Genomic DNA, 22,923 nt, shown 5'->3' with positions numbered 1-22,923 from the left:
GGTGATTGTTATTAAAAGTCTTAGCTGTTGGCATCTGTTGTTATCGGTGCTGAGCTCGTCCTTTAGGAGCAGCTCGGACGTATTTTCGGGGGTTGTTGCTTGGAGTGGTTATTAGGGGGTTAGCGGGCGGTTGTTAACTATGAGTGGGAACATCGTGCAGGCGGGCGGCGCCGACGGGTGGTTGGGGGTGAATTCTCGGTACTACGTCGCCCTTTCTGTCCACTGTTCTTCCACCGTTCGGTTCACAAGGCTATTTGACCATTGACTTGCGTTTCCACACCTTTATCCACACCTGTGGATAACTCTTGTTCACATGTTATCCCCAAGGTACCCGTCGCATGTGGATAACTCGAATTGACATACAAAAGGGTGTTTGACCAGCAATAATAAGGGTTAAAGCAAGGCTTTAGGGTTTGGGGGTAGATGAGTTATCCACAGGGTGTATCGGTTCTGTGGGATTTGCCCTGTGTACTGGGGAAACACCTCCTCAGTCCAAAATTTGTCTATTGCCCCTGTTTCGGCGTATTCTTAACGGGTCTATGGCACTCGCGCTTCAGCATTTCCACCTCGCTGTTCGCGTACTGCCGCAAGTGGTACCAAGCTGCTGGTTCCTCGCGCCCGACTGTGTGATGAATGGACCGTGTGATGAATGGGAGCAACAACGATTTTCGTTGGTAGCATTTCGCTCTCGCGTTGAACAGAGTTCGTTCTCATGTTGTCTGTTCGCTCCGATCGCGTCGAGCAAGAGTGAGAACCCGGTTTGGTATGTATGTCCAGCTTTGAATGCACGGGCATACCGATGACGTTGAGTGGGGTCTCCCCTCAGAGTTTGTCGTTATTCGCGTGCATATACCGATGTAAGGAGTGAAGTACCGTGGCCAAAGGCAAGCGTACTTTCCAGCCCAACAACCGTCGTCGCGCACGCGTTCACGGTTTCCGTACCCGTATGCGTACCCGTGCCGGCCGTGCAATTGTTTCTGCACGCCGCCGCAAGGGTCGTAAGTCTCTGACAGCTTAATTGAAACCTCGGTTTCCTTCTCCAGCTCGGAGGTGGTTCTACGCTCATGTAGCGTAGGCCGCCTCCGAGCTGGTTTCGTTTTAGATTCGTATTTCGTCTTGGGTGTGGCACCTGCAGTCGGTTCCTACGCCGCCGTGTCGACTCGGTATGGACTGGCATGCCAGGAGTCTGGGACCATGAATTCCGATTGATTGGCTAGGAACTCGCTAGAATTTACTTCCGAGGGTTGACCGAAGAAACGAGGGCGCATGTTATCACCGGAATATCGGCTCCGTTCCTCTACTGATTTTGGGCGCACTGTCCGAGGGGGCCGCAAAAAGGGTTCTCGATCGGTCGTCGTTTATATCCTGCCCCCAGCAGTTCCTTATCCGGAACCATCGACAAGACGGTTTCATGATGTTTCACGTGAAACACTGTCACCAGACGCGGTGGCCCTGTCCCCCCGTCCACGCGTGGGCTTAGTGGTTTCGAAGGCGGTCGGCAATGCCGTGGCCCGCCATAGAGTTTCTCGTCAGCTACGCCACGCGGTGAGGGATGCCCTTGTTGACCTCGAATGGCAATGTGCTCCGGGAACTACGATCGTTCTGCGAGCCCTGCCCGCTGCAGCATCAACAACCTACAAGGAGCTTGTGAAAGATGTGTACAGCTGCATCCGACGGGCACTCTGACTCCGCACCGCGCGCTAAATGGGCACGCCGAGCGGTTTTGGTTTACCAAGATCACGTTTCAGGCCTTAAAATGGGTCCAACGTGTCGTTTTGATCCCACTTGCAGCAATTACGCTCTGATTGCCCTCGGTCGACACGGGTTGTTCCGAGGAGGGCTACTTGCTCTCGGGAGGTTGGCTCGATGTGGTCCGTGGCACCCGGGTGGGTGGGACCCAGTCCCACCGCGGCGTCGACACTAGATAGGTCGCCGTAAACGACCAGGGTGCTCCCGGCTTCGTCGGGAGGGCTCGCGACCATTTTCCACTGACAACGACTTTTCACCGTGTCCATGCACTGCCTTGGAGGTTTTTCTAGACGTGCTTGATTTTATTTACTACCCCATCTCGGGAGTGCTTTGGTTTTGGCACAAAGTATTTAGCTTTGTGTTGGATCCCGCTTCCGGCATTACGTGGCTGCTAGCGATTGTGTTCCTTGTGTTCACGATTCGTGTTTTGCTGGTCAAACCCATGGCCAACCAAATGCGCTCAGCCCGTAGAATGCAAGAGTTCCAGCCTAAGATGCAGGAGCTTCAGCGCAAGTACAAGAATGATCGCCAAGCGTTGGCGATTGAGATGCGCAAGGTTCAAAAGGAAATGGGTGTTAATCCCCTCGCTTCCTGCCTGCCGGCATTGGTACAGATGCCAATTTTTTTGGGCCTTTTCCATGTGCTGCGTTCCTTCAACCGCACCGGCACCACATTCGGCGCTCCGGGCATGTCCGTTGAAGAGACGAGGAATACCCCGAACTACTTCTTCGGTGTGAACGAAGTTCAGTCGTTCTTGGATGCCCGCTTGTTTGGAAGTCCGCTGTCTGGCTACATCTCAATGGATCCGGCGAATTACAATGCTTTCTCCCCCGAGGGGATGGGCATTGACTTCACTCGCACCAATATCATCCTGCTTATCGTGCCTTTGATGCTGGCTTCGGCAGTGATGATGCACTTCACTGCGCGCATGTCGATTGATCGCACGAAGAAGCGTCAAGCCGCAAATCCAAAGAAGCCTGTCGATGAAAAGGCTCAGGCAATGCAGATGCAAATGGACATGATGCAGCGCTTGATGCTGTGGGTTATGCCTGTCCTCTACTTGACGGGTGGTTTCATGTGGCAGGTCGGTTTGGCTGTCTACATGTTCGCGAACAATGCGTGGACCTTGGTTCAACAGAAGCTTCTCTACGAAAAGATGGATCGTGAGGAGGAGGCAGAGAAGGAGGCCAAGTTGGCTGCCCGTCGCACGTCCGCCCCAAAGGTTGGCGCTCGCCCAGTTAACCCAAAGAAGAAGGGTAAGCGTTAGACCCACTTTGAACTCCAAGCAGCCCGCACCGCAATGGTGCGGGCTTTTCTTTTGCCTAATAAGGTAGCGCATATCCGGATAAGGTGACGCACATCTGGATAACAGGGGGCTCCTCCCATCGGACGTTCGTGCTGTGCGGCCCCGCTGATAAGTATTTCCCGCGCATGGTTCGGGACTGCCTTTTCCTCGCTATGTGATACCCCCGGTGCCTGGTGTTCAGCTTATTGAGCTAATGTTTCACGTGAAACCAAGCGGAAGAGTCTACTACTGGGCGGTACTTGGCCTTGTTTTTTCGGTTCGGTGGGGCGCCCCGCTTATCAACCTGGGTCACCTCGGGTTTAACGATTTCTGGCTATCGTTAGAAACCATCTTTTCTTCCCGGTCGTCTTCCTTTTCATCACCCCTATTACTTTGCTACTCGTTCACCATCCGACTGTTGTTCAATCGTTGAGGCTACGTCTGCACGGCTCCCGTTGTTAAGGATGAGGAACCGAGGACGTGGTGTCCAACGACCGTGAAGCCCGGAAGCTCCCGTTGTTATGGATGAGGAACCGAGACTTCTCTGTATGCCGACTAACCTTCTAGCGGAATTCCCTGTGAGCTCGCTCCCAAAGTAAAGTTCGGACGGCTCCGGGCCCGTTCTGAAAACAACGATGTGCTCACGCGTACAGTTCTCGTTTCGATGCATCCCGAGGAGGGACAACGATGGTCTGCATGGCCAACCCGATCCGTAGCTGTCCGGGTTTCACTTCGGAGCGGGGTGATGCAACCGGGTTTTGTTATGCGATCGTCTTGATCCACGGTTACTACCCTGGGTCTACTACGTCCAACGGCCCGACCTCATCGAGGGCTCGGCTCAATAATTGGGGCTCGAATTTTCGTAAACCCCTGCAGCCCAAGTTTGGGTTCGGTGATGTCAGGTTATTGGGCTTCGAACTGCTGTGAACCTTTGTAGTCTGGGTTTAAATGAAGTTTTGTCCGGCTGTTGTGGTTCGAATTTGCGCACTTTTGCAGTCGGGGTTTGGGTCCGGTGATGCCTGGGCGTGTGGATTCAAGGTTTAGCAATCTCTCGGCCCCAAGTGTCACAGTGTCGTTTTGGCCCGGGGTTTTTGTGTTTCCTGTGTGTCGGGCGGATTCTTGCGGTCGTGGAAACACATCCTATATTTCTGATAACCCTAGCAGGGCGGCCATTCGTTCTGCTGGAGTGTCGAAGTCGAGTGTTTTGCGGGGACGCCGGTTAAGCTGCATTGCTACGAATTCCAGGTCGTGTTCGGTGTGAACGCTTAAGTCGGTTCCTTTCGGGAAGTATTGTCGCAGTAGCCCATTGGTGTTTTCGTTGGTACCGCGTTGCCACGGCGATCCCGGGTCACAGAAGTACACTGGGCAGTCTGTGGCGACTGAAAAGGATTTGTGTCCTGCCATCTCACTTCCTTGATCCCAGGTCAACGATCCTTTGAGGTGATTGGGAAGAGTGCCTATGGCCTTGACTAAGGCGTTTCTGACAGCGACAGCGTCATGGCTATCAGGAAGATGCAGCAACATCACATACCTGGTAGTTCGTTCGACGAGAGTTCCGATAGCGGACTTGTTTCCTTTGCCTAGTATCAGGTCGCCTTCCCAGTGCCCTGGCACAGCTCGGTCTTCGACCTCGGCAGGCCGGTCCGAAATCATCACCATCGGATCGATGAATCGGTTCCTGGCAATACGTTGCCCGCGCGGTTTGCGCACTGTGCGTCCTTGGCGCAGGCATGATGCGATTTCTTTCTTCAACTCGCCTTTGGCCTGGAAGAACAAAGCTTGGTAGATGGTTTCAGTACACACGTGCATAGTGTCATCGCCGGGATGATCTTTACGCAACCGTCCAGCAATCTGCTCCGGAGAAAGCTTCTCACGCAGCATATCCATAACCGTTGGCCATAGAGCCGGCACGGAGTCGATCTTGCGTTTTTTGGGCCGGAATCTCCGAAGCACTGATTTGCGATGAGCATGAGTGGGCAAATACAGACCAAAGTCATCTTGGTTACGGCGTAGCTCTTTGCTGATAGTGCCGGGTGAGCGGTTCAACCGGCGGGCTATGGCACGCACTCCTACTCCCTGATGATGCAAATCAGAAATAAGCTCACGTTCTTCAATGCTGAGATACCGCGGTGATATGCGCTGATCAATACGAGCCTGGGGCACGATAGCAATAGGTAGTGACTGTCGGCCGTCTACATACTCAAGAACCTGCATGAGCCGGTTATACAGTGCTTTATCGGGCCCATCGGGTTCAAACGCTACGCGCTGTCTGCCCAGTTTGATCAGACCTTTGTCGATATCCAGAGCATCACGTTGATTGATGCCACACACCGATGCAGCATCCTTGCGCCCTAACGCATTGACTCTAAGCTGTAGGTACCCGCAGCGTCTGGTGGTTGCGGCAGCTCGTCGTCCATGCGGGTTGCGTTTCCACAAGCCCAGTTCAATACCGATCCGATAGACCACGCTCGAGTTGACCTTGCATTGACGAGCAATATCCATCGGCGCCCAACCAGCAAGCCACAACTGGCTGATACGCTCTGAATCCTCCGATGACGTAACACGATATCGTCGAACTTCCACGTCCAACTGCCGGGCAAGCCGATACGCCACAGAATGAGGCAACCCGACGCTGACAGCGGCAGCACGAACAGAGCTTCCTGCCTGCATCAAACTACAAAAACGTTCGACCACAACAGAATCCGGGTCCCACCGAGACTCCAAGACAACACCTCACACGAAGTCAGGTGTTTCCACGATCACTAGAACTTGCCTCGGTCCGGGGCGTTTGTCTGCCAACACGGAGTCGTAGTCGTTCTATAGGCCGTTTCTTCGGTCTGGTTCCTACCCGAGTGAGGGAAATGAGCACCAAAGAACGTAAACTATGGAAAGCGATTCGCTCCGAACACCGCGGGCTCTTGAGGTTTGTTTCACGTGAAACATCGCGGTGGGAAGTTTTGCTTTTTACTAGGAAGGTAGCCGCCTCATGTCCGACAGTGAACTGATCCAGAACTCATTAGGTCCCACTCCTCCGATCGCAAAGAAGGTTTTTGGAAACCGCCTTAACCTAGCAGAAGCCTATGCCGAAATGCTTGCAACCGATGGCATTGAGCGTGGATTAATCGGTCCCCGAGAAGTCTCCCGTATTTGGGAGCGCCATGTGCTCAACTCGGCGGTCTTGGGTGAGGTCGTTTTGCAGAATGCTCGGGTCATTGATGTGGGAAGTGGTGCGGGCCTCCCCGGGATTCCGCTCGCCATTGCACGTCCAGATCTTGAGGTCCAGCTACTTGAACCCTTGCTGCGACGCACTGTGTTTTTAGAAGAAGCAGTGGCCAAACTAGGACTGGATTGTTCCGTTCACCGTGGTCGCGCGGAGGATCCGCAAATCCGAAAAGCAATTGGAGGTGCAGACGTGGCCACATCTCGCGCCGTAGCCCCGCTTGGCAAGCTGACAGGATGGTCCCTCCCCTTGGTGCGCGTTGGAGGCGCAATGGTGGCTATCAAAGGATCTTCAGTCCATGAGGAAATTGAGCGAGATGCTGCCGTCATTAAGCGCACCGGGGGTGGACAGCCGGAAGTCCATAGCGTTGGCATGGGCATCCTAGAACAATCGACTTTTGTGGTCTCAGTTCCACGGGTCTCCTAGAATCCCTTTCGTCGTTGAATCATGACGTTTCCTCGTTGTTAGAGTCGATGAAGGGGCACGTTTGGCCCTTGAGTATCCGTGCAGCGGTGGCTAGTGGCCTGAAAACGGCCGGGAGTACTTCGGTTGTGGCCGCTTTCTGGTTCCTTCGCCGAATAACGGTTCTTGATAGCGCATGGATTTCATGTTGAACGCGTGGTTGACGTAGTTGTCCCTGGCTGACGTAATTGTTTCCGGTTGACGTTCGATCGGCAGGCTTTGGACGATCTGGGGTGTTTGCTAGGCAGAAAGGTGCGTTTGTCGTGATTCCTCTATCGGCTTTGTCACGGCCTACGGCCTATCTTCGTGGTTCTCGGCCATTAGTAATGCTCACTGTTTTGCTAGAGCGCACACTCGTAGCGGCGTATCGTTTGAAGCTAAATTCTGCAGCTGCGGGAGATTACCGTGCTACCACGGTGTCCAGTTCCCTGTTCGCATGGTCGCTTTCGGGTTTTTGCTTGTTATGAGTGCTTGGGTTGAAAGGAACAACCGGACAGCTTTATGCACCTCGACGAGCGCATAGCTTTGTGCACGTCGACGATAGGGGTATGGACATGAGACCCCTGGGTTTCACCGCAGACGCGCACATACATGTGGCTCTACGCTGTCACGGGTTGTTGGTGGTGCTTTTAATGGGTCACGAAGTGGGAGTAGTCCGATTCGGCCTCAGTTGAGACCTTTCCGGCGGGTTCGACGTTGTCGCATCGGTAGAATAATCTATTAGTTGTTGCTCTATTAGTGTCACGGCGTTTTCACTTCGCCGGAACACATGTTTTGGATCCTATTTTGTTTCACGTGAAACCGTGGAAACAGTGCAAACAGGTTTGAGATTGGAAGTGTATGGCACCCGTGGATTGGGATGACACACCGATTGGGCGCGCTGCTAGGCAAGCCGCGCGGTTGAAGAATACGTCCGGGCTTAAACTGCCAAAACCAGAACAGTGTCGCAAGCTCACGGTGGCTAACCAGAAAGGCGGCGTGGGAAAGACTACCTCCGCCGTCAACCTTGCGTGGGCGCTGGCACTGCACGGATTGAAGGTCCTAGTGATCGATTTGGACCCGCAGGGCAATGCATCCACAGCATTGGACGCTGAACACACCGTAGGCACTCCTGGTTCTTATGAGCTATTGGTAGGGGGCGTTGACCCCGCTGACACATTGCAACAGAGCTCGGACAACCCCAATCTCTACTGCATTCCAGCGACCATAGATTTGGCGGGAGCCGATATCGAACTTGTCAGTATGGTTCGCCGCGAGTACCGTCTTCGAGACGCTTTGTCCGAGGAATTTGTGAAGGAATACGGGTTCGATTTTATTTTCATTGACTGCCCACCCTCGTTGAGCTTGCTCACCATCAACGCTATGACAGCCGTGGACGAGGTGTTAATTCCAATTCAGTGCGAATACTACGCGCTAGAAGGTGTGAGCCAGCTACTCAACAACATATCTATGATCCGTGAAAGCTTGAACTCGAACCTCCACATTTCGGCTGTGTTGTTAACGATGTACGATGCAAGGACAAAGCTTTCCGCACAGATCAACGACGAGGTTCGGGACCACTTTGGTTCTGTCGTATTGGATAACCGCATTCCCCGCTCGGTTAAAATTTCGGAGGCTCCGAGTTATGGTCAGACCGTGTTGCAATACGATTCAGGATCACCAGGGGCTCTTGCTTACTTTGATGCTGCAGTTGAGATGGCAAAACGAGGGGATTATTTGCCTGGGATTACAACTGCTCCAGTCGGGATTGCACCAGAACTACACGATGGGATTAATTAATTATGGGTGAAGCCAATAATAAGAAGCCCAGAATGCCGAAGGTGATGCCGCAAACAGCTAACAGGCGTAGTGGGCTTGGTCGCGGCTTAGCATCTTTGATTCCAAGTGGAGATAACAAGCCGTCCTTGGGGGACGGTGCTGCAAACGTCATCCTGGGTGCAGGTAGCTCCAATGGTTCACAAGCTCAACGGATTGCGGGGCAGCAACGGACCGATGCTATCTCCGAGGGAAGGCCAGCGCACGGTCAAAGTGGAACCTCCAGAGGGGACCGCGGAGCTTATGGCCGACGGGCTACTGCAGGCAGTTTACGTGAGGATGACTCCAGCCACTCCCCTACCCCGGGTCAAACGAACCCATCAGCATCGCGGAAGGGCGAGGGAACATATCGTCACCGTGACGTAACTCAGGCTGGCATTGGTCAGGCCGAAAGTCGCGAACAAAAAGATCATAATGGCATCAAGGCAACCGTTGCAGAGGCCGGGCAAACCAATAGCTTTGGTGCGGAGTATCGAGAGTTACCCATTGGGGCGATTCGTACCAACGCAAAACAACCGCGTCAAGTTTTTGACGAAGAGGCTCTGAACGAGCTGGTTCACTCTATCCGTGAGTTTGGATTGATGCAGCCGATTGTTGTGCGGCACTCCCCTCACGGGGATTCGGAGTTTGAGCTCATTATGGGTGAACGCCGTCTTCGGGCATCGAAGAAGGCTGGGCTCCAATCTATCCCGGCAATTGTTCGGGAGACCGAAGACAATGCCATGCTGCGCGATGCGCTGCTGGAGAATATTCACCGCGTTCAGCTGAATCCGTTGGAGGAGGCTGCGGCCTATCAGCAATTGCTCGAAGAGTTCGGGGTGACACAGGCGCAACTGGCGCAGAAGCTAGGTCGATCGCGCCCCCTGATCACAAACATGATTCGGTTGCTGCAGTTGCCTGTGGCTGTACAACGTCGGGTGGGTGCCGGTGTCTTGAGCGCCGGTCACGCTCGTGCGCTTTTGGGGGTTCGGGCACCATCGGAAATCGCGGATGATGAAGCGACACAGTATGTGCACCGAGCTCAGGGCCAAATTGCTGATCGGATTGTGGCTGAGGGGTTGAGTGTGCGGGCGACGGAAGAAGCAGTAACTCTTCTGAACCGCGGCGAGGGAGCTCGCAAGAAGCCAAAGACCGGCCCATCTAAGGAATTGGCGCCCGAGGTCTCTTCGTGGGTAGAAGACATCTCGGATGCGTTGGATACGAAGGTCTCGGTCCAAATGGGGAAGAAGCGTGGCAAGATCGTGGTGGAATTCGGTGGCCCTGAGGATTTCGATCGGATCACCGATCTGCTGAAATACCGCGGCTAGGAAGTTTTAGACTCCCAGCCGGCGCATCCGCGCCCGGGCAAACATTGTTGGGAACCCGAGAAACCCCGCTGACAGAGGCGGCGCATCCGCGCCCGGGCAAACATTGTAGGGAATCCGAGAAACCCCGCTGACAGAGCCGGTACATCCGCGCCCGGGCCCAAAGCCCGGGCCTAAACACGGTATAGGCCGGGATCGTCGCTGGGTTTCTGTTTGCGGTGGGCTTAATGCAGTTGGCAATGGCTGACGGGCGATGTTTCACGTGAAACAATTGGTTCGAGGGGCACTACGGTTAGACGAAGGGATGATTCACCGTTCTTCATTGATGAGAGAAGGGACACCGACCTTGATAAGGCGTGCCCTTACTAATCGCCAGCAAACTCTTAATAAAGAATTCGACGATTCAATCCCTTTCCTGTGTTGTGAACAATAAAATAGGCACAAACGAGTGTTCCAACAAAGCGTGGTGAAGGGTAGGTCTAGGTGCGCGTTAACATCCATGCCGTGACCCCCTCCACAATGCGTTCGGTGGAGCCGGGGGCGTCGTCCGATATGTTTTGGCAGCGAGAGACCGAGCCAACACATCCGCAGCCAAGTCGAGCGGACGAGATCTTCGACAAGCAGGTCTGGATGCAAAATACGCATTTAACCTGGGGCATTTGCGGTTACACGGCGTTTGTAGATAATGGTGACGTTGATTCCAATCCTGTACCGGCGGCTACGGTGTTCTTCGCACCGATTTCGTACATGCCGGGAGCGAGGAAACTGCCGACTGGACCCGTATCCCCCGATGCGATTCTTTTAAGTACGGTGCACGTTTCGGATGCGTATATGGGGCTTTACTTGGAGCATCAGCTGATTGACACCGTTCTTAATGAGGCGACTCGGCGTGGTGTGAAGGCCGTAGAGGCTTTTGCGCGCGCAGAGGAATTTGATGACACGGTTATTCAACGGGCGATGGGTCTTACGCCTGGAAGCCCTCAGTCAGACCAGAACGACACTGCGAACGGGAAGGGCCACCTACTTATGGGTGGAGAGGAAGGTGAGCGCTCTGCGGCGATCCATGTTGCCAGTGAGGACGATGCCAACCGTCGCCGGGCATTGCCACTGACACCGTTGCAGGAGTTGCAGTTCATTCCCGAAGCGTATCGCGGGTGGGATCGTCAAGCGGCTAAGGCTAGTCGTGGGCAAGGTGTTGGTGAAGAGCAACGTGGGCAAGGTGTTGGTGAAGAACAACGCGGGCAAAGTGCAGGAGAAAAACGTCGTGGGGAAAGTATTGGGGAAAATCAACGCGGAAGATACACCGAAGGCAGAAATTCGTGGGACGATCAAGCCAACGAAGCGGCGCTCCGCGGAACGGCTGCTGGTCGATCGGCTCCCCTAGGTGGTACTGCAGGAGAGGGCGGCGCACAGGCCGACGAGGTGGCGAACGAGGGTGAGCAAGTATCGACTACTGCACCGGTCACAGCTGATACAACATCCCCGACCCCATCGCTGGCTTGCGGTTTGCCTGCAGCGCCGATTGCTGCGCTGCAGGAAGACCCTCAAGAGGTGCAGAACGTCGCGTTAGAAGACGCTCTGGAATGGGCTCCATTGTTGTCAGAGGACATCTTGGAAGCGGAGGGATTTAGCGTAGTGGCGCACCACCCCAAGTACCCGCGCTATCGCCGTGAGCTGCCCGAAGCCATGAGCGTGTTTGCTAGGTTCGAAAAGGCGGAGCACCAAGAACTCAACGGGCCAGAGGAAATTCATACTGTGTTAGGTGGTGACAACGGCCGTCTTAGCCCCATGCGGTCGGAAGTTTCCGGACCCTCGGCGTCCACTGAGGATGGGCAGCCGCAAGGATAACGCGAACTAAACTCCCAAATGTGCCCTAGTTCGGTAACTCGTCCCGAATAATTTCCGTGACGCTGAACGTACCGGTGCGGTGGTGGTCTTTATCCAGCAGGTACAGCCGTTTGACGGAAACCACAATGGCATCGGCGATCGTGTCGCGCATCGCGGGGTCGGTCAGCACGGCGATGTCGCCTGGATTCGTCAGGTAACCGGGCACGACCTGCACGGTCGGCATGCTGGTCAACCTCAACAGGTCCCACGTCTGGCCGTGGTTATAGCAATTCTGCAGAGGTGTGCGGGCTGAAATCTCGCGCTGAATGAAGCCACTGAGCTTCTCGCCCACCATTGAGGAGTAACCAGACAGTGACCCGAAATAGAACGAAGCACAACCGTTGGCGAGTTCATTCGGATAAATATCTGCCCGCAAACTGATCATCAAATCGGCACCAAAGGCATTCGCGATGCTCGCACGATCCTGATTACTCGGATTCGCGGAACGTGGGCGAGACAGAATCGTCTCCATTCCCGCAGCTATCATCCGCCCTTCAATGCGACCCGCGAGATCCCACAGGATCTCCTCCTCCGTCACCTCGCCGTAAGGCCCCTGTACGGCGAATCCCTTGTCGTCCCCTCCCAATCCCGGGTCAATGACCACGCGCTTGCCGGACAGTTGTGGCCCGGCTGTGCGAATCTGCTCCTTCTCCCGGATGGATTGCGGGGAACCTCCGGTTATTCGACGCCCCAAGTATGACAGCGCACGCAGGGTGTCTGGGCCCACGACCCCATCGTCGTTGAGGCCATAATTTAGCTGATAGGTAACAACCGCTGCGTGCGTCTTGTGGCCGAAATGGCCGTCCACGCGGTTGGTGTAAAAGCCCAGATCGTGTAGCTGTGTTTGCAGTTGCGCAACATCGTCCCCCACGAATTGATTACTCTGCAACGACAGTACGCGAGCGCCGAGAGTGTAAGAGGCCTCGCGCAGCGCGCGCAGAGTACCGGAGGTAATCATCCCGTCGGCAATGATGCCGCGTTGCTGCTGGAATGCCTTGAGGGCTTCGGCAAGATCGGCGTCGAACACTTGGTCCTCTGCTGACCAACGCTGTTTGCTGAGTCCGGTGGCGTCGCCCTTAAAACCCTCCAATAGACCCAAACGGGCCAACGTACCCCGAACCTCGGCGACGCGGGGGCTGCTGTCACCGACTTGAAGAAGCAAACGTTCCATGTGCCTCTAAAACTCCTTTGGTCTCATGGTCCGAGGGGTCGAATCAGGTTGTGTCTGCGCACCGGGCTGATCGGTCCGGTATCGCTTCGGTGGTGTGGTCGTGGTGTACTCAGAATTCATGGGTCCAAGCATCTGGGGTGGAATCCGGTGGCGCTAGCCAAACTGTGCGTGGCCTATCCCCTGCAGGGACAGCAGGTCACGGTGTTCCTCTGCGCAACCGAGCTGACTGGTTTACACCCACTTATCTAGGTGGGCCTGGAGTTTGTTCATCGGTTGTGCACCATTGAATTCAGCTACGCGCTCCCCCGCCTTGAAGATCATCAGTGCGGGAATAGACATGACCTGGAATTGCGCAGCCAAACCGCGTTCCTCATCCACGTTGACCTTAGCAATGGTCGCCTTGCCGTCATACTGCGCGGCCAGTTCCTCGAGTACCGGATTCATGGCTTTGCAGGGCTTGCACCATTCAGCCCAGAAATCCACGAGGGTGGGTTTGTCTGGTGACGCGATGGCCTCATCGAAGTTCGTTTGGTTGAGCTTTTGAATATCAGCCACTGGCGAGTCCTTCCTTTCGTAGTGCTCTGCTAAATCCCCCAATTCCGCAAAGACTCTTGTGGACTCTTTGTGGACGTAGACGATTCACACAGCGCGAAAGCCACCAGAAGATGATGGCCCTTACAACCGGCTACCCATTGATTTCCATTATCAGCCCAAAACATGAGCGAGAAATCAATATGCAGTCTCTAATCGGCAGTTTACCCAGTGGTTCGGTAACAACCAACGTTGCCGGGTACTGGCGCGCCACCAGTGCTTGAACGGCAACCCACCGAAGTGAATAAGTGGGCTATTCCAAGCCGGCCAGGTACGCCTCAACATCCAGTGCCGCGCGGCAGCCGGAACCAGCTGCAGTGATGGCTTGCTGGTAGTGGGAATCTACCAAGTCACCGGCGGCGAATACTCCCGGAACGTTGGTGCGAGTCGAAGGCTCGTCGACCTGCACATAACCGTTTTCCTTCAGCGCCACTTGGCCCTCGAAGATGGCCACACGTGGATCGTGACCGATGGCTACAAACATCGCGTCCATCTCGACGTCTCGCTGCTCGCCCGTGACGGTATCCTCCAACTTCAGGCCAGTCATAGCGGTGCTTCCCAGCACCTCCACGACCTTGGCGTTCATGACGAAGTCGATCTTGTCGTTGGCCTTGGCGCGCTCCTGCATGATCTTGGAAGCGCGGAACTCGTCGCGGCGGTGAATAATGGTGACGCTCGAACCAAATTTCGTGAGGAAGTCGGCCTCCTCCATGGCCGAATCGCCACCACCGACGACGGCGATCTTCTTGTCTTTAAAGAAGAAGCCATCACAGGTGGCACATGCGGATACACCGTGCCCCAGCAGCTCGGCCTCACCAGGTACACCCAGATAGCGTGGCGCCGCGCCCGTTGCCAGAATCACAGACTTAGCCAAGTACAGCTGGCCGTAGGCCCATAGCTTCTTCACTGGACCCGTCAGGTCGATGCGCTCGATATCCTCGCCGCGCAGGTCAGCACCGAAGCGCTCAGCCTGAGCTCGCATTTCCTCCATGAGGTCGGGGCCCTGAATGCCATCACGGAAACCGGGGAAATTTTCCACCTCGGTGGTCTGCATCAGAAGACCGCCGTACTCGATGCCCTCAAAAACGACGGGCTCCAGTTCCGCGCGAGCGGCATAGATTGCTGCGGTGTAACCGGCCGGGCCGGATCCCACAATGATTACGTCATGAATCTTTCCATCGACCGGTTGCTCGTCAGCCCCGGCACTAGCCGATTCCGGTCCTACCTTCTGTGCACCGGCTTCCTCAACACCCGCTGCCCCCACGCCGATAAACTGGGCGCCAGCACCCAGGCCCGGCGCCACCTGCGTGTTGGTGGCATCCCCATTTGCTGGTGCCCCGACCTTATCGTCGCTATTCGTATTGGCCTTCAAAAAGCCTCCACCCTGCAGAAATGGCTGATTCATGACTTCCTTCTCTTCTTCGTTAGCCGGGGCTATGCATCGTTAACTAAAATCACGTTCCGCCCACTAAAAGCACGTTCCGCCCACCCAGTCTAACTAGCTAAACGACACGCGTATTCCCCACCCCCGTCGGCCACCAGCAGTGCCTGCATCTGCTTTTTCCCCCTATTTTTTCGCGATTTCACAGTTCCTACTGGAATGCCCAGGCGGTTCGCGGTGGCCTCCTCGCTCAACCCGGCAAGGAAATTCAGGGCGACCACTTGCCGTACTTTCGGATCTAGTTTCTTGAGGTTGGCGTATACATCCAACCGTTCCACCGTGTTTTCTTCCCGAATAGTTTTCGCTGGCATCTCACGCAGAGTGACCTCCAATTCTACCGGCTGCGGGCTGGCCTCGCGCCGCAATTTGGCCACGTACGTCAGCGCGCAGTTGTACATAATCGAGGTCATCCACGTGGAAACGGATGATCCTTCTCCGCGAAATTGATGGGCATGGCGATGTATCCGCAGGAGGCCCTCTTGAAATATATCCATGTGGTGGCTGTCGTGAATATCCACGCGCCGTACGGCCCACCAGAGTTTCCGATGGTGCCGTTGAACTAATTCCCGAAACGCAGTCCCCCGGCATACTCCCTCTCCCGCGGGCCGGCCAATGTGCCACCGCAATAGTTGTTCATCACTCGCCGTCGCCAGCGCTGTCGCCGTTGGTGTGCCTTCGGCTCTTTGTGGGTCGACGCCACCTTGTTCCATGACAATGAATCCCCCTAGTTCTCTGGATGCTCAACCCCCGTCGCGCTCCAGAGTTCGTGTTGCTCCAATTGAACTTGGTATCTCTGAATCTGAATGTGAAGCTTAGGCGTGATTTGCACAAGCTCGTGATTCCGAAGTCTAGCGGGTAACACCACAGGGCGGGGAGTTTTCTCCCCGCCCTGTGGATAACTTGCTTATAGTGGCGCGCCAGCCGGTATGAAACCGGCGAATCTGTGGATAACTCTGGGGCGTAGGGCTACCGTGGGTGCTGTTCACGAAGCTGTGGCGTCGCCGGTGCGACGTACTCACCACGAACGGGCCCCACGAGCGGGACTCACGAACGGGACTCACGAACGGGACTCACGAACGGGACTCACGAACGGGGCCCGCGAACGGGACCCACGAACTACCGATGAACGTACTTCGCGAAGCGCTCAGGTGAGAGAGCTGCTGCAATAACCCCCAACGCGCGTTGTTACCGCGCGGGTGCCTTCGCGGGCTCCTCCGTTTCGGGCATGCCCCGCCACGTTCCCAGCACGTCAATTTCGCCGATGCTGGCGGTATTCTTCGGTTCCGCCACCTTCGTGACCCAGATGATCAGTTTCGTACCCTCGGTATTCGCGTTCTTCGGAAGGTCGATGACATCCGCTCCAGGAGGCACACCATCGCGAGCACCGCTGGTGGCCCGACCGGACCTATCCGCGTTCGAGCTCGCGTTACCTGGCTGCGCGGCAGACGATTGGGCCGTCGCGGATTCTCCCGCGCCACGCCGCTGCGAATCATCCAGCCGGATGATCGTGTGGGGCTGCTTTACGTCGAAGCCAGTGAGAACCTGGGTCTGCGCCAGCGAATCCGCCGAGTCCCCAGCAATCCGCACCTCTAGGTGGGCGCCGGGCGTCAAACCAGAAAGATCCAACTCCGAAAAGTGGGTTTCCGCCGGCATTTCCAGCAGCACACCGGTGCCCTGCTTGAAGGCCGGGGGTTGGGAGCCCAATTGATTGAGATAGCTCTCCGTAGACCACACCGTATTGGGGTCGCCGTCGATGACGAAGTGTGCCCGATCTGGATTATCTGGCCCGTAGGCTGGGTTACCAGAGTCGCCGGGTTTCTTCACCTCAGCATCTGCCGGTGCCCACGCGACCACGTTGGCGACGGGCACTGGACGTGGGGTCTTATCACCCAGTCGCTCCGCACCCTGGCGGATGGAATTGGTGGATAGCGGCGAATCATTCCTATCGCCGCCAACAACGCTTACCACTCCCGCGATAGCCGCCGCCAACAGGGCCACGATCAAGAACGTGACGAACGCGATGAGGGCCAATCGTGGCGCACGGGCCGGCTCCGCACCGAAACCGGCGACCTTTGTGGGTTCTGGAACGTCGTCCTCTTCCACGTCCAAATCGCCGCTGGTGAGCTTGCGCAGATGATTGGCGACCTTGTGCAGATCCACCTCTTTATCGGGATCCGTATTGATGGCCTTGAGCTCGCGGTAGGTTTCCACCAGCTCTTCCGGAATTTCTTCGTCCGGCAGGTGCTCCAACAGCAATCCCAACGCCACGGTAATACCGTGGGCATCTTGGCGCTCCGTGTTGTTCGGAAGCACACCGGGGAACGCTAAGAGCGCGTGACCGGCAGTGGTAATGCGCAGCCGATCGCGGTGATCGATACCCAGCGGGATGCCGGCCTTGTGAGCGTCATCGGCAGCATCGGCTAGGGCCGCTACTGCATAACCTGCGGCCATTGGATCCGGTCCGGACTGGGCCACGGTGGACAGCGGGGAACCCTGCAGCCAGTCAGAGACGATAACCACGAGGTTTCCGTTATCGATGACGCGACGCACAGTGGCCATACCCTTGCAATCCATGTCTTTGAGGGTGGCGGAGCGGCGTAACATATCGTCTTTCGCACGGGCTACGCGAACCATCTTGGTGGTGTGCGTATCGTCAGCCTTCACAGCATTCTTAACGTAGGCTGCGGGGTCCATAATCGTCAGCGCCACGATGTTGCCTGTGGACATCTCGCGGGCCTGCCACAGCCGGGTTGCCGGAGAACCACCGTGATCGGCCAGCAAGCGGTACTGTCCTTGCAGCATGGGAGCGCCGGGCACCAGGCGCGGACCACGGACTCGACCCGCGGACATGGGTGGCATGAACGTACCCGCGTAGTCGCCGAGCACACCGGTTTCCTGCATGGCCATTTGGGCTTGGTCCGCGGAATCCGGAGTTGCAATGGCGGCGGCGCGGTCGGCATCGACGGGGCGTCGAGGTGTAAAGAAACGACCGACCACCGGCATGCGAGCCAGCATGAGGCCGAACATGTCGACTTCCGGCAGCTTGGACCGCGACAGCACCAGACCCGTGACGATCAGGAAGATTGGCCCAACGATCAACATACGAATCAGGAACCATGGATTGGCCGGGGTCTGGAATACATAAGTGGCGAGTAATACATCCACCCGCCACGCAATGAGCGCACCAACCAGGGAAGCCCCCACGGTCCACAGTGCCGTTTTCACAACATCGCGGCCCTGCAAACTACCTAGCGAACGGCGCAGCAAGAGAGCACCGATGATCGAACCAGTAAGGAAGCCGAAACCGTTGGCGGCGCCCAGCAGGACCACGACGAGGCGCGGTTCAGTGGAAATATGAGGAGCCAAAAACGCCAGTGCCAGTTTCGTGGTGGTAATACCAGCGATGATGTAAGTGGGAGTCCACACTTCCTCGCGTGCATAGAACACGCGCAGGTGCAGCATGACCAGCGCGTAAGGAATCAGCGTGAACGCGGAGAAGGAGATTGTCCAACCCAGCACATTCGCGGTCTCCAGATCGAAGTTTTGGTACTGGAACAGCGCGGCGGAGACTAAAGTGCCAAAACCTGTGAAGAAAACGATGACCGGCAGGAGAGCTAGCAGCGTGAGTTTGGTTGCGCTGGTGAGATCGCGAACCACAGCCCGGTCATCGCCGTCTGCAGCGTTGCGCGACAACCGGGGCATGATGGCGGTCAACAGGGTCACACCGATCACACCGTAGGGCATCTGCAACAACTGCCAGGCCTGCATGTAGACGGTCACCGCGGCATCGGAGGCCTGGGAGGCAATGCGGTTATTCAGCATCCAGCCAGCCTGCGAAATTGCGACGTACACGATGATGGCAATCGCCATACCACCGAACGCCTTGAGACGCTTATCCACGCCCCACAGGGGCTTCATGTTGATCCCGGCCTTGCGCAGGAACGGAATCATGATGGCGGCTTGGGCAACCACGCCCAAGGTGGTACCTAGGCCCAGCAACAAGATGTGCGGGTTGGTGATCGTGACGGACTCGTTGGGGTTGAGCTTCGTCTCGTCAGGCAGCATGTAATACAGCACCAAAATGCCCAACGTGACCAGGTTGTTGACCACTGGGGCCCACGCGCCGGGTTTGAACATGCCCTTGGTGTTGAGCACCGCCATGAACACCGCAAACATCGCAAAGCATACGATCTGCGGCAGCACTAGGTAGGCGATTGACGTGGCGATATCAATGTTGACGTGCCCGTTTTCATCCAGGCCAACTTCCACCAGGAATGGCGCGGCCAGAATGGACAAAACCGTCACGGCCCCCATGAGGGTGAACGTGAGGGTCATCAGTCTGCGAATGAAAGCCTCGCCGCCGTCGGGGTCCTCCTTCTCTGCACGCACGAGCACGGGAACCACAAGGGACGTCAACACCGCTCCCAAAACCAGCTCGGTAATCAGGTGGGGCAACGTGTTGGCGGTGTTGAACGCCGATGCGATCGCCGGGCCCAATGCCGAGCCGATGAGCACTGTGCGCAGGAATCCCGTGATGCGCGACAGCAGAGTAGCGATCGCCATGGATCCACCCGCACGCACCACTTCATCGGTGGCGCTTTTGCCGGATTCATTATCAGCATCGTCGTTGTGAGCACTGGGTCCCGTAGAGCGTTTCGCCTCAACCACTCCAACGCTGCTGGCGCCGGAAGCTGCTTGGGCCTCGCCAGCAGCCTGTGTGGGCTCAGCTTTAGCTGTGCTACCCGCACTATGGTTGTCGGACCGTTGCGGTTCGCCGGCTTTTTCTACCCCATGACCGACGCCACCAGCTTCCCCAACACCGCTATGGGCTGGACCATCGTTGGCTCCGGGTACGATCGCCGGAGGCCGAGGACGGCGAAACCGGCCACGCTGGCCAGCTGGGGCTCGTCCGGGGTTATCCGCTTCTCGCCCGCGATGGGGGTTCTCATCGTTGTCTTGGGGGAAAGTCACTTCTCCATTTTGTGCCACAACCCCTGTTATGCCTAATGGTGCCGTGGGCGTGTCATCGATTAACCGGTCTCTCGGGCAGGTCTAGCAGGCGATTTTTGCTCCTCTGGCGGGTTCGGCGCACCCATGGCAAACGAGCGGCCACAACTATTCCGGCAAGAGCTATACCGGTTATCAGCAACCCGGAGATGTGCAATCCCGGCGCGGATTGCACGCCGAGGCGCACGGGCGTGGAGATTCGCTTGCCGTCGGCGGTCGCCAACCATAGCTCCATCTGCTGTGCTCCCTGGTCGGAAGGCATCTCTGTGGTGAGGGACATGGTGATGGAACCGCGCGCTGGGATGTCCTGGGCATCGGGAACGTCAATGGCAATCCCGGAGGACTGCTCGGTGGAGTATTCCAACTTCGCACGCACCGGCAGGGGCAAACCATTGCGCGCGACAACGATCAGGGGGGAAGAATCACTGGTGCGGGTAAAGACGTTTCCTGGGGGCACCAGCGTGACGCTGCGCTGGAGTTTATCGGTCACATCAGCTACGTGTGTGGCCCGGGCCACGCGGCCTTCGCGCTGTTCTTGCCACTGTGATTTCACCCGCATTGAATAGCCCGAAAGGCTGCGCACCAGGTCATCGAACAGTGGCCGGGTGAATACTTCGCGGCCCAGCGCGATCTTGGGATCGTTCCGCATCATCAGCGTGACATCCCACAGTTGACCTGCGATGTTGCTCACGAAACCGTTGAGTGCGGGCGAGGAAGCACCCGGATCGCCATAGGGTACGGTTGCTGCGCCGCTGGCGAGGTCCTGGTCCTTGAGCTCTCCTCGGGGCTCGGCGATGCGCGATAGTGGAGCAGGGCTGGCCGAATCGTTTGCGAGGTGCCCCGAAAGGTTTTGCAGGACCGCGCGGGCCTCCTCTTCCGTCACTCCCCAGTTTGCGGGAGGCACGGCTAAAACAGGTTGCTGGCGGGCAATCTCTAGGTCTAACCCGGCTAATGCGGTTCCCATGCGTGCGGCTGAGCTGTCTTGCTCCAATGGATAGCGCGATTCCGGGTTGGAGTAGGGCGCAACTTCAGGTGTTGCACCGGTAGCCCGTAGCAAGGTTCCCAGGTTTCCCGAAAATGCCACCGTGGTGAACTGGTGCCCGGCGGGCGCTGTTGATGCAGTAGGCGCTGTGGATGCAGCGGGCGCGCCGGGTCCGCTCTGCTGACTACTCAGACCGCCCTGTTGCCCACCCTGCTCGCCGCTCTGCTGACCACTCAGACCGCCCTGCTGACCACTGGGCTCGCTGTTCTGCTGCGTAGCCAGGCGAGTGATCCGCTGATTCCAGCTGTTATCGATGTTTGCCACTTGTTGCGCTTCGGTACTCCCCTGCCCGTCTGGGCCGCCCGTACCGGGCTCGACCGGCCGCGCTGGGCGTGTCTGATTAACCGTGTTGTCCGCCACTAGCGCTGTCACCGCACCCGCGGCTGGTAACACGGGTAACCCCGATTGCACGGCTTCAAACCGCGTAGACGAATCTACGTCGATTCCCTGGGTTACACCGGCGGCCAGCATCGGAACCGATTCCGGTGCTACGTAACCCGAACTCGGCACCACGATATTTTGTTGTGGCACTACTCCCAGCACTCGCTTAATGGTCTGCGCACCCGTGCCGAACGCCTGGACCCCCAGCCAGTCGTTGCCCGTGGCTGCCACTGCGTTGATATCAGCACCGGCATACGGCAGGGCTACGCTGCAACCGCCCTTGACTAGCTCGCGCAGATCCTTCAGCCACGCCTTGGCGGCCGCCACCCCGGTTCCCTCAACGGAGTTGTCCTCGTCCCCGCCCAGCAGCTCTCCCCAGGAATCGCGCAATCGGCGCTGTTCCTGGACAGCCTCCGGTGCCTTCGGACCAACCCGATAACCGTGGGTCATACGTTCTACGGTGTCGATGAGTTCGGGATCGATCGCCAAGCACGTCGCCGCGCGTAGCTCGCGCCCTTCTTGCCCACTGGTGGTATCGCGATAGGCATCCAACAGCCCGCGCAGTCGCCCGCCTGTCCCTAACTCTTTAGCTAGGTTCTCGTTGCGCAAGTACAGCGGTGCGGGCGTGGGCGCGTCCCCGGTGGTCCCAGATACCGCCGCCGTTTGTGCAGCTAGAGGCCACAGCATGGTGACGGGGGTCGGGGCTTCTTTTTTATCCGACGCCACGCTCACCGCGGTTCGCGTCACCGCTAGGGAACCAACGGGTCCCTCGGGGGTGTCGTCCCCTGTGATCGTCCCACCCACGTTGAATACCACGGGGTGTGCACCCGGTTGCAGTAGGCCCGGCGCGTTCAGGACAACCCGGTCCCCTTGGGCGATGTTGCTAGGTTGGCCCCGGGTGGCGTCGGAACCTAAAACCTCCACGGTGATATCCCGGCTCTGCCCTGGTTCGATAGACCCCTGCAGCGCCACAGCGGGGCTTTGACGTGGGTATTCGCCCAGGTTGGCCAATTGGGCGATGCGCAGCGATTCGATTTGTGCGGCTTCGCGCCACGCGAAGGAAACCGTGGGGTTGGTGATCGCGGTGGTGCGGTTGTTGGTGATGCGCAGGTGGAATGTGGCGGTGTTACCCTGCACGCGGGGTAGTTTTGTGAGGGTGAGCGCGGTGCGTAACTGGGGGTCCGTGGAGCGAGCGTTGGGGTTCGTCCATGGGGCGGGCAAGCCGTTGGTGTTATCCGAGGCGGCACCACCGGCGCTGTTGTCGTCCTCTATGGCGGGATTGCCGGGGAAGCTAGGCAACTGACCACCGAAATAGCGATCCAGATTGGATGGGGCCGGGCTTTGCGCTTTTGGTGCAGGCTGGGCGGCGCTAACTCCGGCGCCGGGGAACGTAAACCCAGTATGGCCAGCGGAATCCCCCAGTGTTCCCCAACCCCAAGAGCTTCCCGCGATGAGTCCCGAAGCCAGCACAGCTCCAGCAATGCGACGGGCCGTGCGGGGTCGGCGCGACGTGGAAACGCGTTCCGGGCTGTGGTAGCTAGGGCACGTGTGGCGTGGAGTCATGATGT

General features: G+C 57.2%; 15 protein-coding genes. 8 read left to right on the top strand and 7 right to left on the bottom strand.

Going from position 1 to position 22,923, the window contains the following annotated elements:
* Positions 1–874 precede the first annotated feature (874 nt).
* From rpmH to yidC, 4 genes are all read left to right on the top strand, one after another.
* Positions 875–1,018 (top strand): 50S ribosomal protein L34, encoded by a 144-nt coding sequence (gene rpmH, locus CAURIC_RS11010; RefSeq protein ID WP_013889512.1) that lies wholly within the window; start codon positions 875–877, stop codon positions 1,016–1,018.
* A gap of 248 nt (positions 1,019–1,266) precedes the next feature.
* Complete coding sequence (rnpA, locus tag CAURIC_RS11005) at positions 1,267–1,686, top strand: ribonuclease P protein component (protein WP_084588166.1); 420 nt, start codon at positions 1,267–1,269, stop codon at positions 1,684–1,686.
* Positions 1,655–1,924, top strand: coding sequence for a membrane protein insertion efficiency factor YidD (yidD, locus tag CAURIC_RS11000; RefSeq protein WP_083284215.1), 270 nt, complete (start codon positions 1,655–1,657; stop codon positions 1,922–1,924). The genes rnpA and yidD overlap by 32 nt, the downstream gene beginning before the upstream one ends.
* Before the next feature lie 117 nt (positions 1,925–2,041).
* Positions 2,042–3,016, top strand: coding sequence for a membrane protein insertase YidC (gene yidC, locus CAURIC_RS10995; RefSeq protein ID WP_290182824.1), 975 nt, complete (start codon positions 2,042–2,044; stop codon positions 3,014–3,016).
* A 1,158-nt stretch (positions 3,017–4,174) separates the two neighbouring features.
* Here yidC and CAURIC_RS10990 read toward each other — a convergent pair.
* Positions 4,175–5,365, bottom strand: coding sequence for an IS30 family transposase (locus tag CAURIC_RS10990; RefSeq protein ID WP_425474821.1), 1,191 nt, complete (start codon positions 5,363–5,365; stop codon positions 4,175–4,177).
* Between the two features lie 655 nt (positions 5,366–6,020).
* On the opposite strand from CAURIC_RS10990, the gene rsmG reads away from it, so the two are divergent.
* The 4 genes from rsmG (at position 6,021) to CAURIC_RS10970 (ending at position 11,683) form a co-directional block, all read left to right on the top strand.
* The gene (rsmG, locus tag CAURIC_RS10985) at positions 6,021–6,680 is read left to right on the top strand and encodes a 16S rRNA (guanine(527)-N(7))-methyltransferase RsmG (RefSeq protein ID WP_035115412.1); all 660 of its coding nucleotides are present in this window, start codon (positions 6,021–6,023) and stop codon (positions 6,678–6,680) included.
* A gap of 876 nt (positions 6,681–7,556) precedes the next feature.
* Complete coding sequence (locus CAURIC_RS10980) at positions 7,557–8,495, top strand: ParA family protein (protein ID WP_035115410.1); 939 nt, start codon at positions 7,557–7,559, stop codon at positions 8,493–8,495.
* Positions 8,496–8,539: 44 nt separating this feature from the next.
* Positions 8,540–9,838: a ParB/RepB/Spo0J family partition protein gene (locus CAURIC_RS10975; RefSeq protein ID WP_290182820.1), complete on the top strand. Its 1,299-nt coding sequence runs from the start codon at positions 8,540–8,542 to the stop codon at positions 9,836–9,838.
* Between the two features lie 501 nt (positions 9,839–10,339).
* Positions 10,340–11,683, top strand: coding sequence for a hypothetical protein (locus CAURIC_RS10970; protein ID WP_290182818.1), 1,344 nt, complete (start codon positions 10,340–10,342; stop codon positions 11,681–11,683).
* 25 nt (positions 11,684–11,708) lie between these two features.
* Here the strand turns inward: CAURIC_RS10970 and CAURIC_RS10965 are convergent, their stop codons facing one another.
* The 6 genes from CAURIC_RS10965 to CAURIC_RS10940 form a co-directional block, all read right to left on the bottom strand.
* On the bottom strand, positions 11,709–12,893 hold the full coding sequence (locus tag CAURIC_RS10965; protein ID WP_035115403.1) for an N-acetylmuramoyl-L-alanine amidase: 1,185 nt from the start codon (positions 12,891–12,893) through the stop codon (positions 11,709–11,711).
* 231 nt (positions 12,894–13,124) lie between these two features.
* Positions 13,125–13,448, bottom strand: coding sequence for a thioredoxin (trxA, locus tag CAURIC_RS10960; RefSeq protein WP_290182816.1), 324 nt, complete (start codon positions 13,446–13,448; stop codon positions 13,125–13,127).
* A gap of 289 nt (positions 13,449–13,737) precedes the next feature.
* Positions 13,738–14,889: a thioredoxin-disulfide reductase gene (gene trxB, locus CAURIC_RS10955; protein WP_035115400.1), complete on the bottom strand. Its 1,152-nt coding sequence runs from the start codon at positions 14,887–14,889 to the stop codon at positions 13,738–13,740.
* An 89-nt stretch (positions 14,890–14,978) separates the two neighbouring features.
* Entirely contained in the window at positions 14,979–15,635 is a 657-nt protein-coding gene (locus CAURIC_RS10950; RefSeq protein WP_084588227.1) for an RNA polymerase sigma factor, read from the bottom strand.
* Between the two features lie 475 nt (positions 15,636–16,110).
* Positions 16,111–19,896 carry a murein biosynthesis integral membrane protein MurJ gene (locus CAURIC_RS10945; RefSeq protein ID WP_290182814.1) on the bottom strand — a complete coding sequence of 1,262 codons (3,786 nt, stop codon included), beginning with the start codon at positions 19,894–19,896 and terminating at the stop codon, positions 16,111–16,113.
* A 52-nt stretch (positions 19,897–19,948) separates the two neighbouring features.
* Positions 19,949–22,918 (bottom strand): hypothetical protein, encoded by a 2,970-nt coding sequence (locus CAURIC_RS10940; protein WP_290182812.1) that lies wholly within the window; start codon positions 22,916–22,918, stop codon positions 19,949–19,951.
* Between the last annotated feature and the right edge of the window lie 5 nt (positions 22,919–22,923).

The organism is Corynebacterium auriscanis (assembly GCF_030408435.1).
GTDB lineage: Bacteria > Actinomycetota > Actinomycetes > Mycobacteriales > Mycobacteriaceae > Corynebacterium > Corynebacterium auriscanis.
The sequence above is the reverse complement of the archived record's forward strand: the minus strand, read 5'-3'. Positions and strand labels throughout refer to the sequence as shown.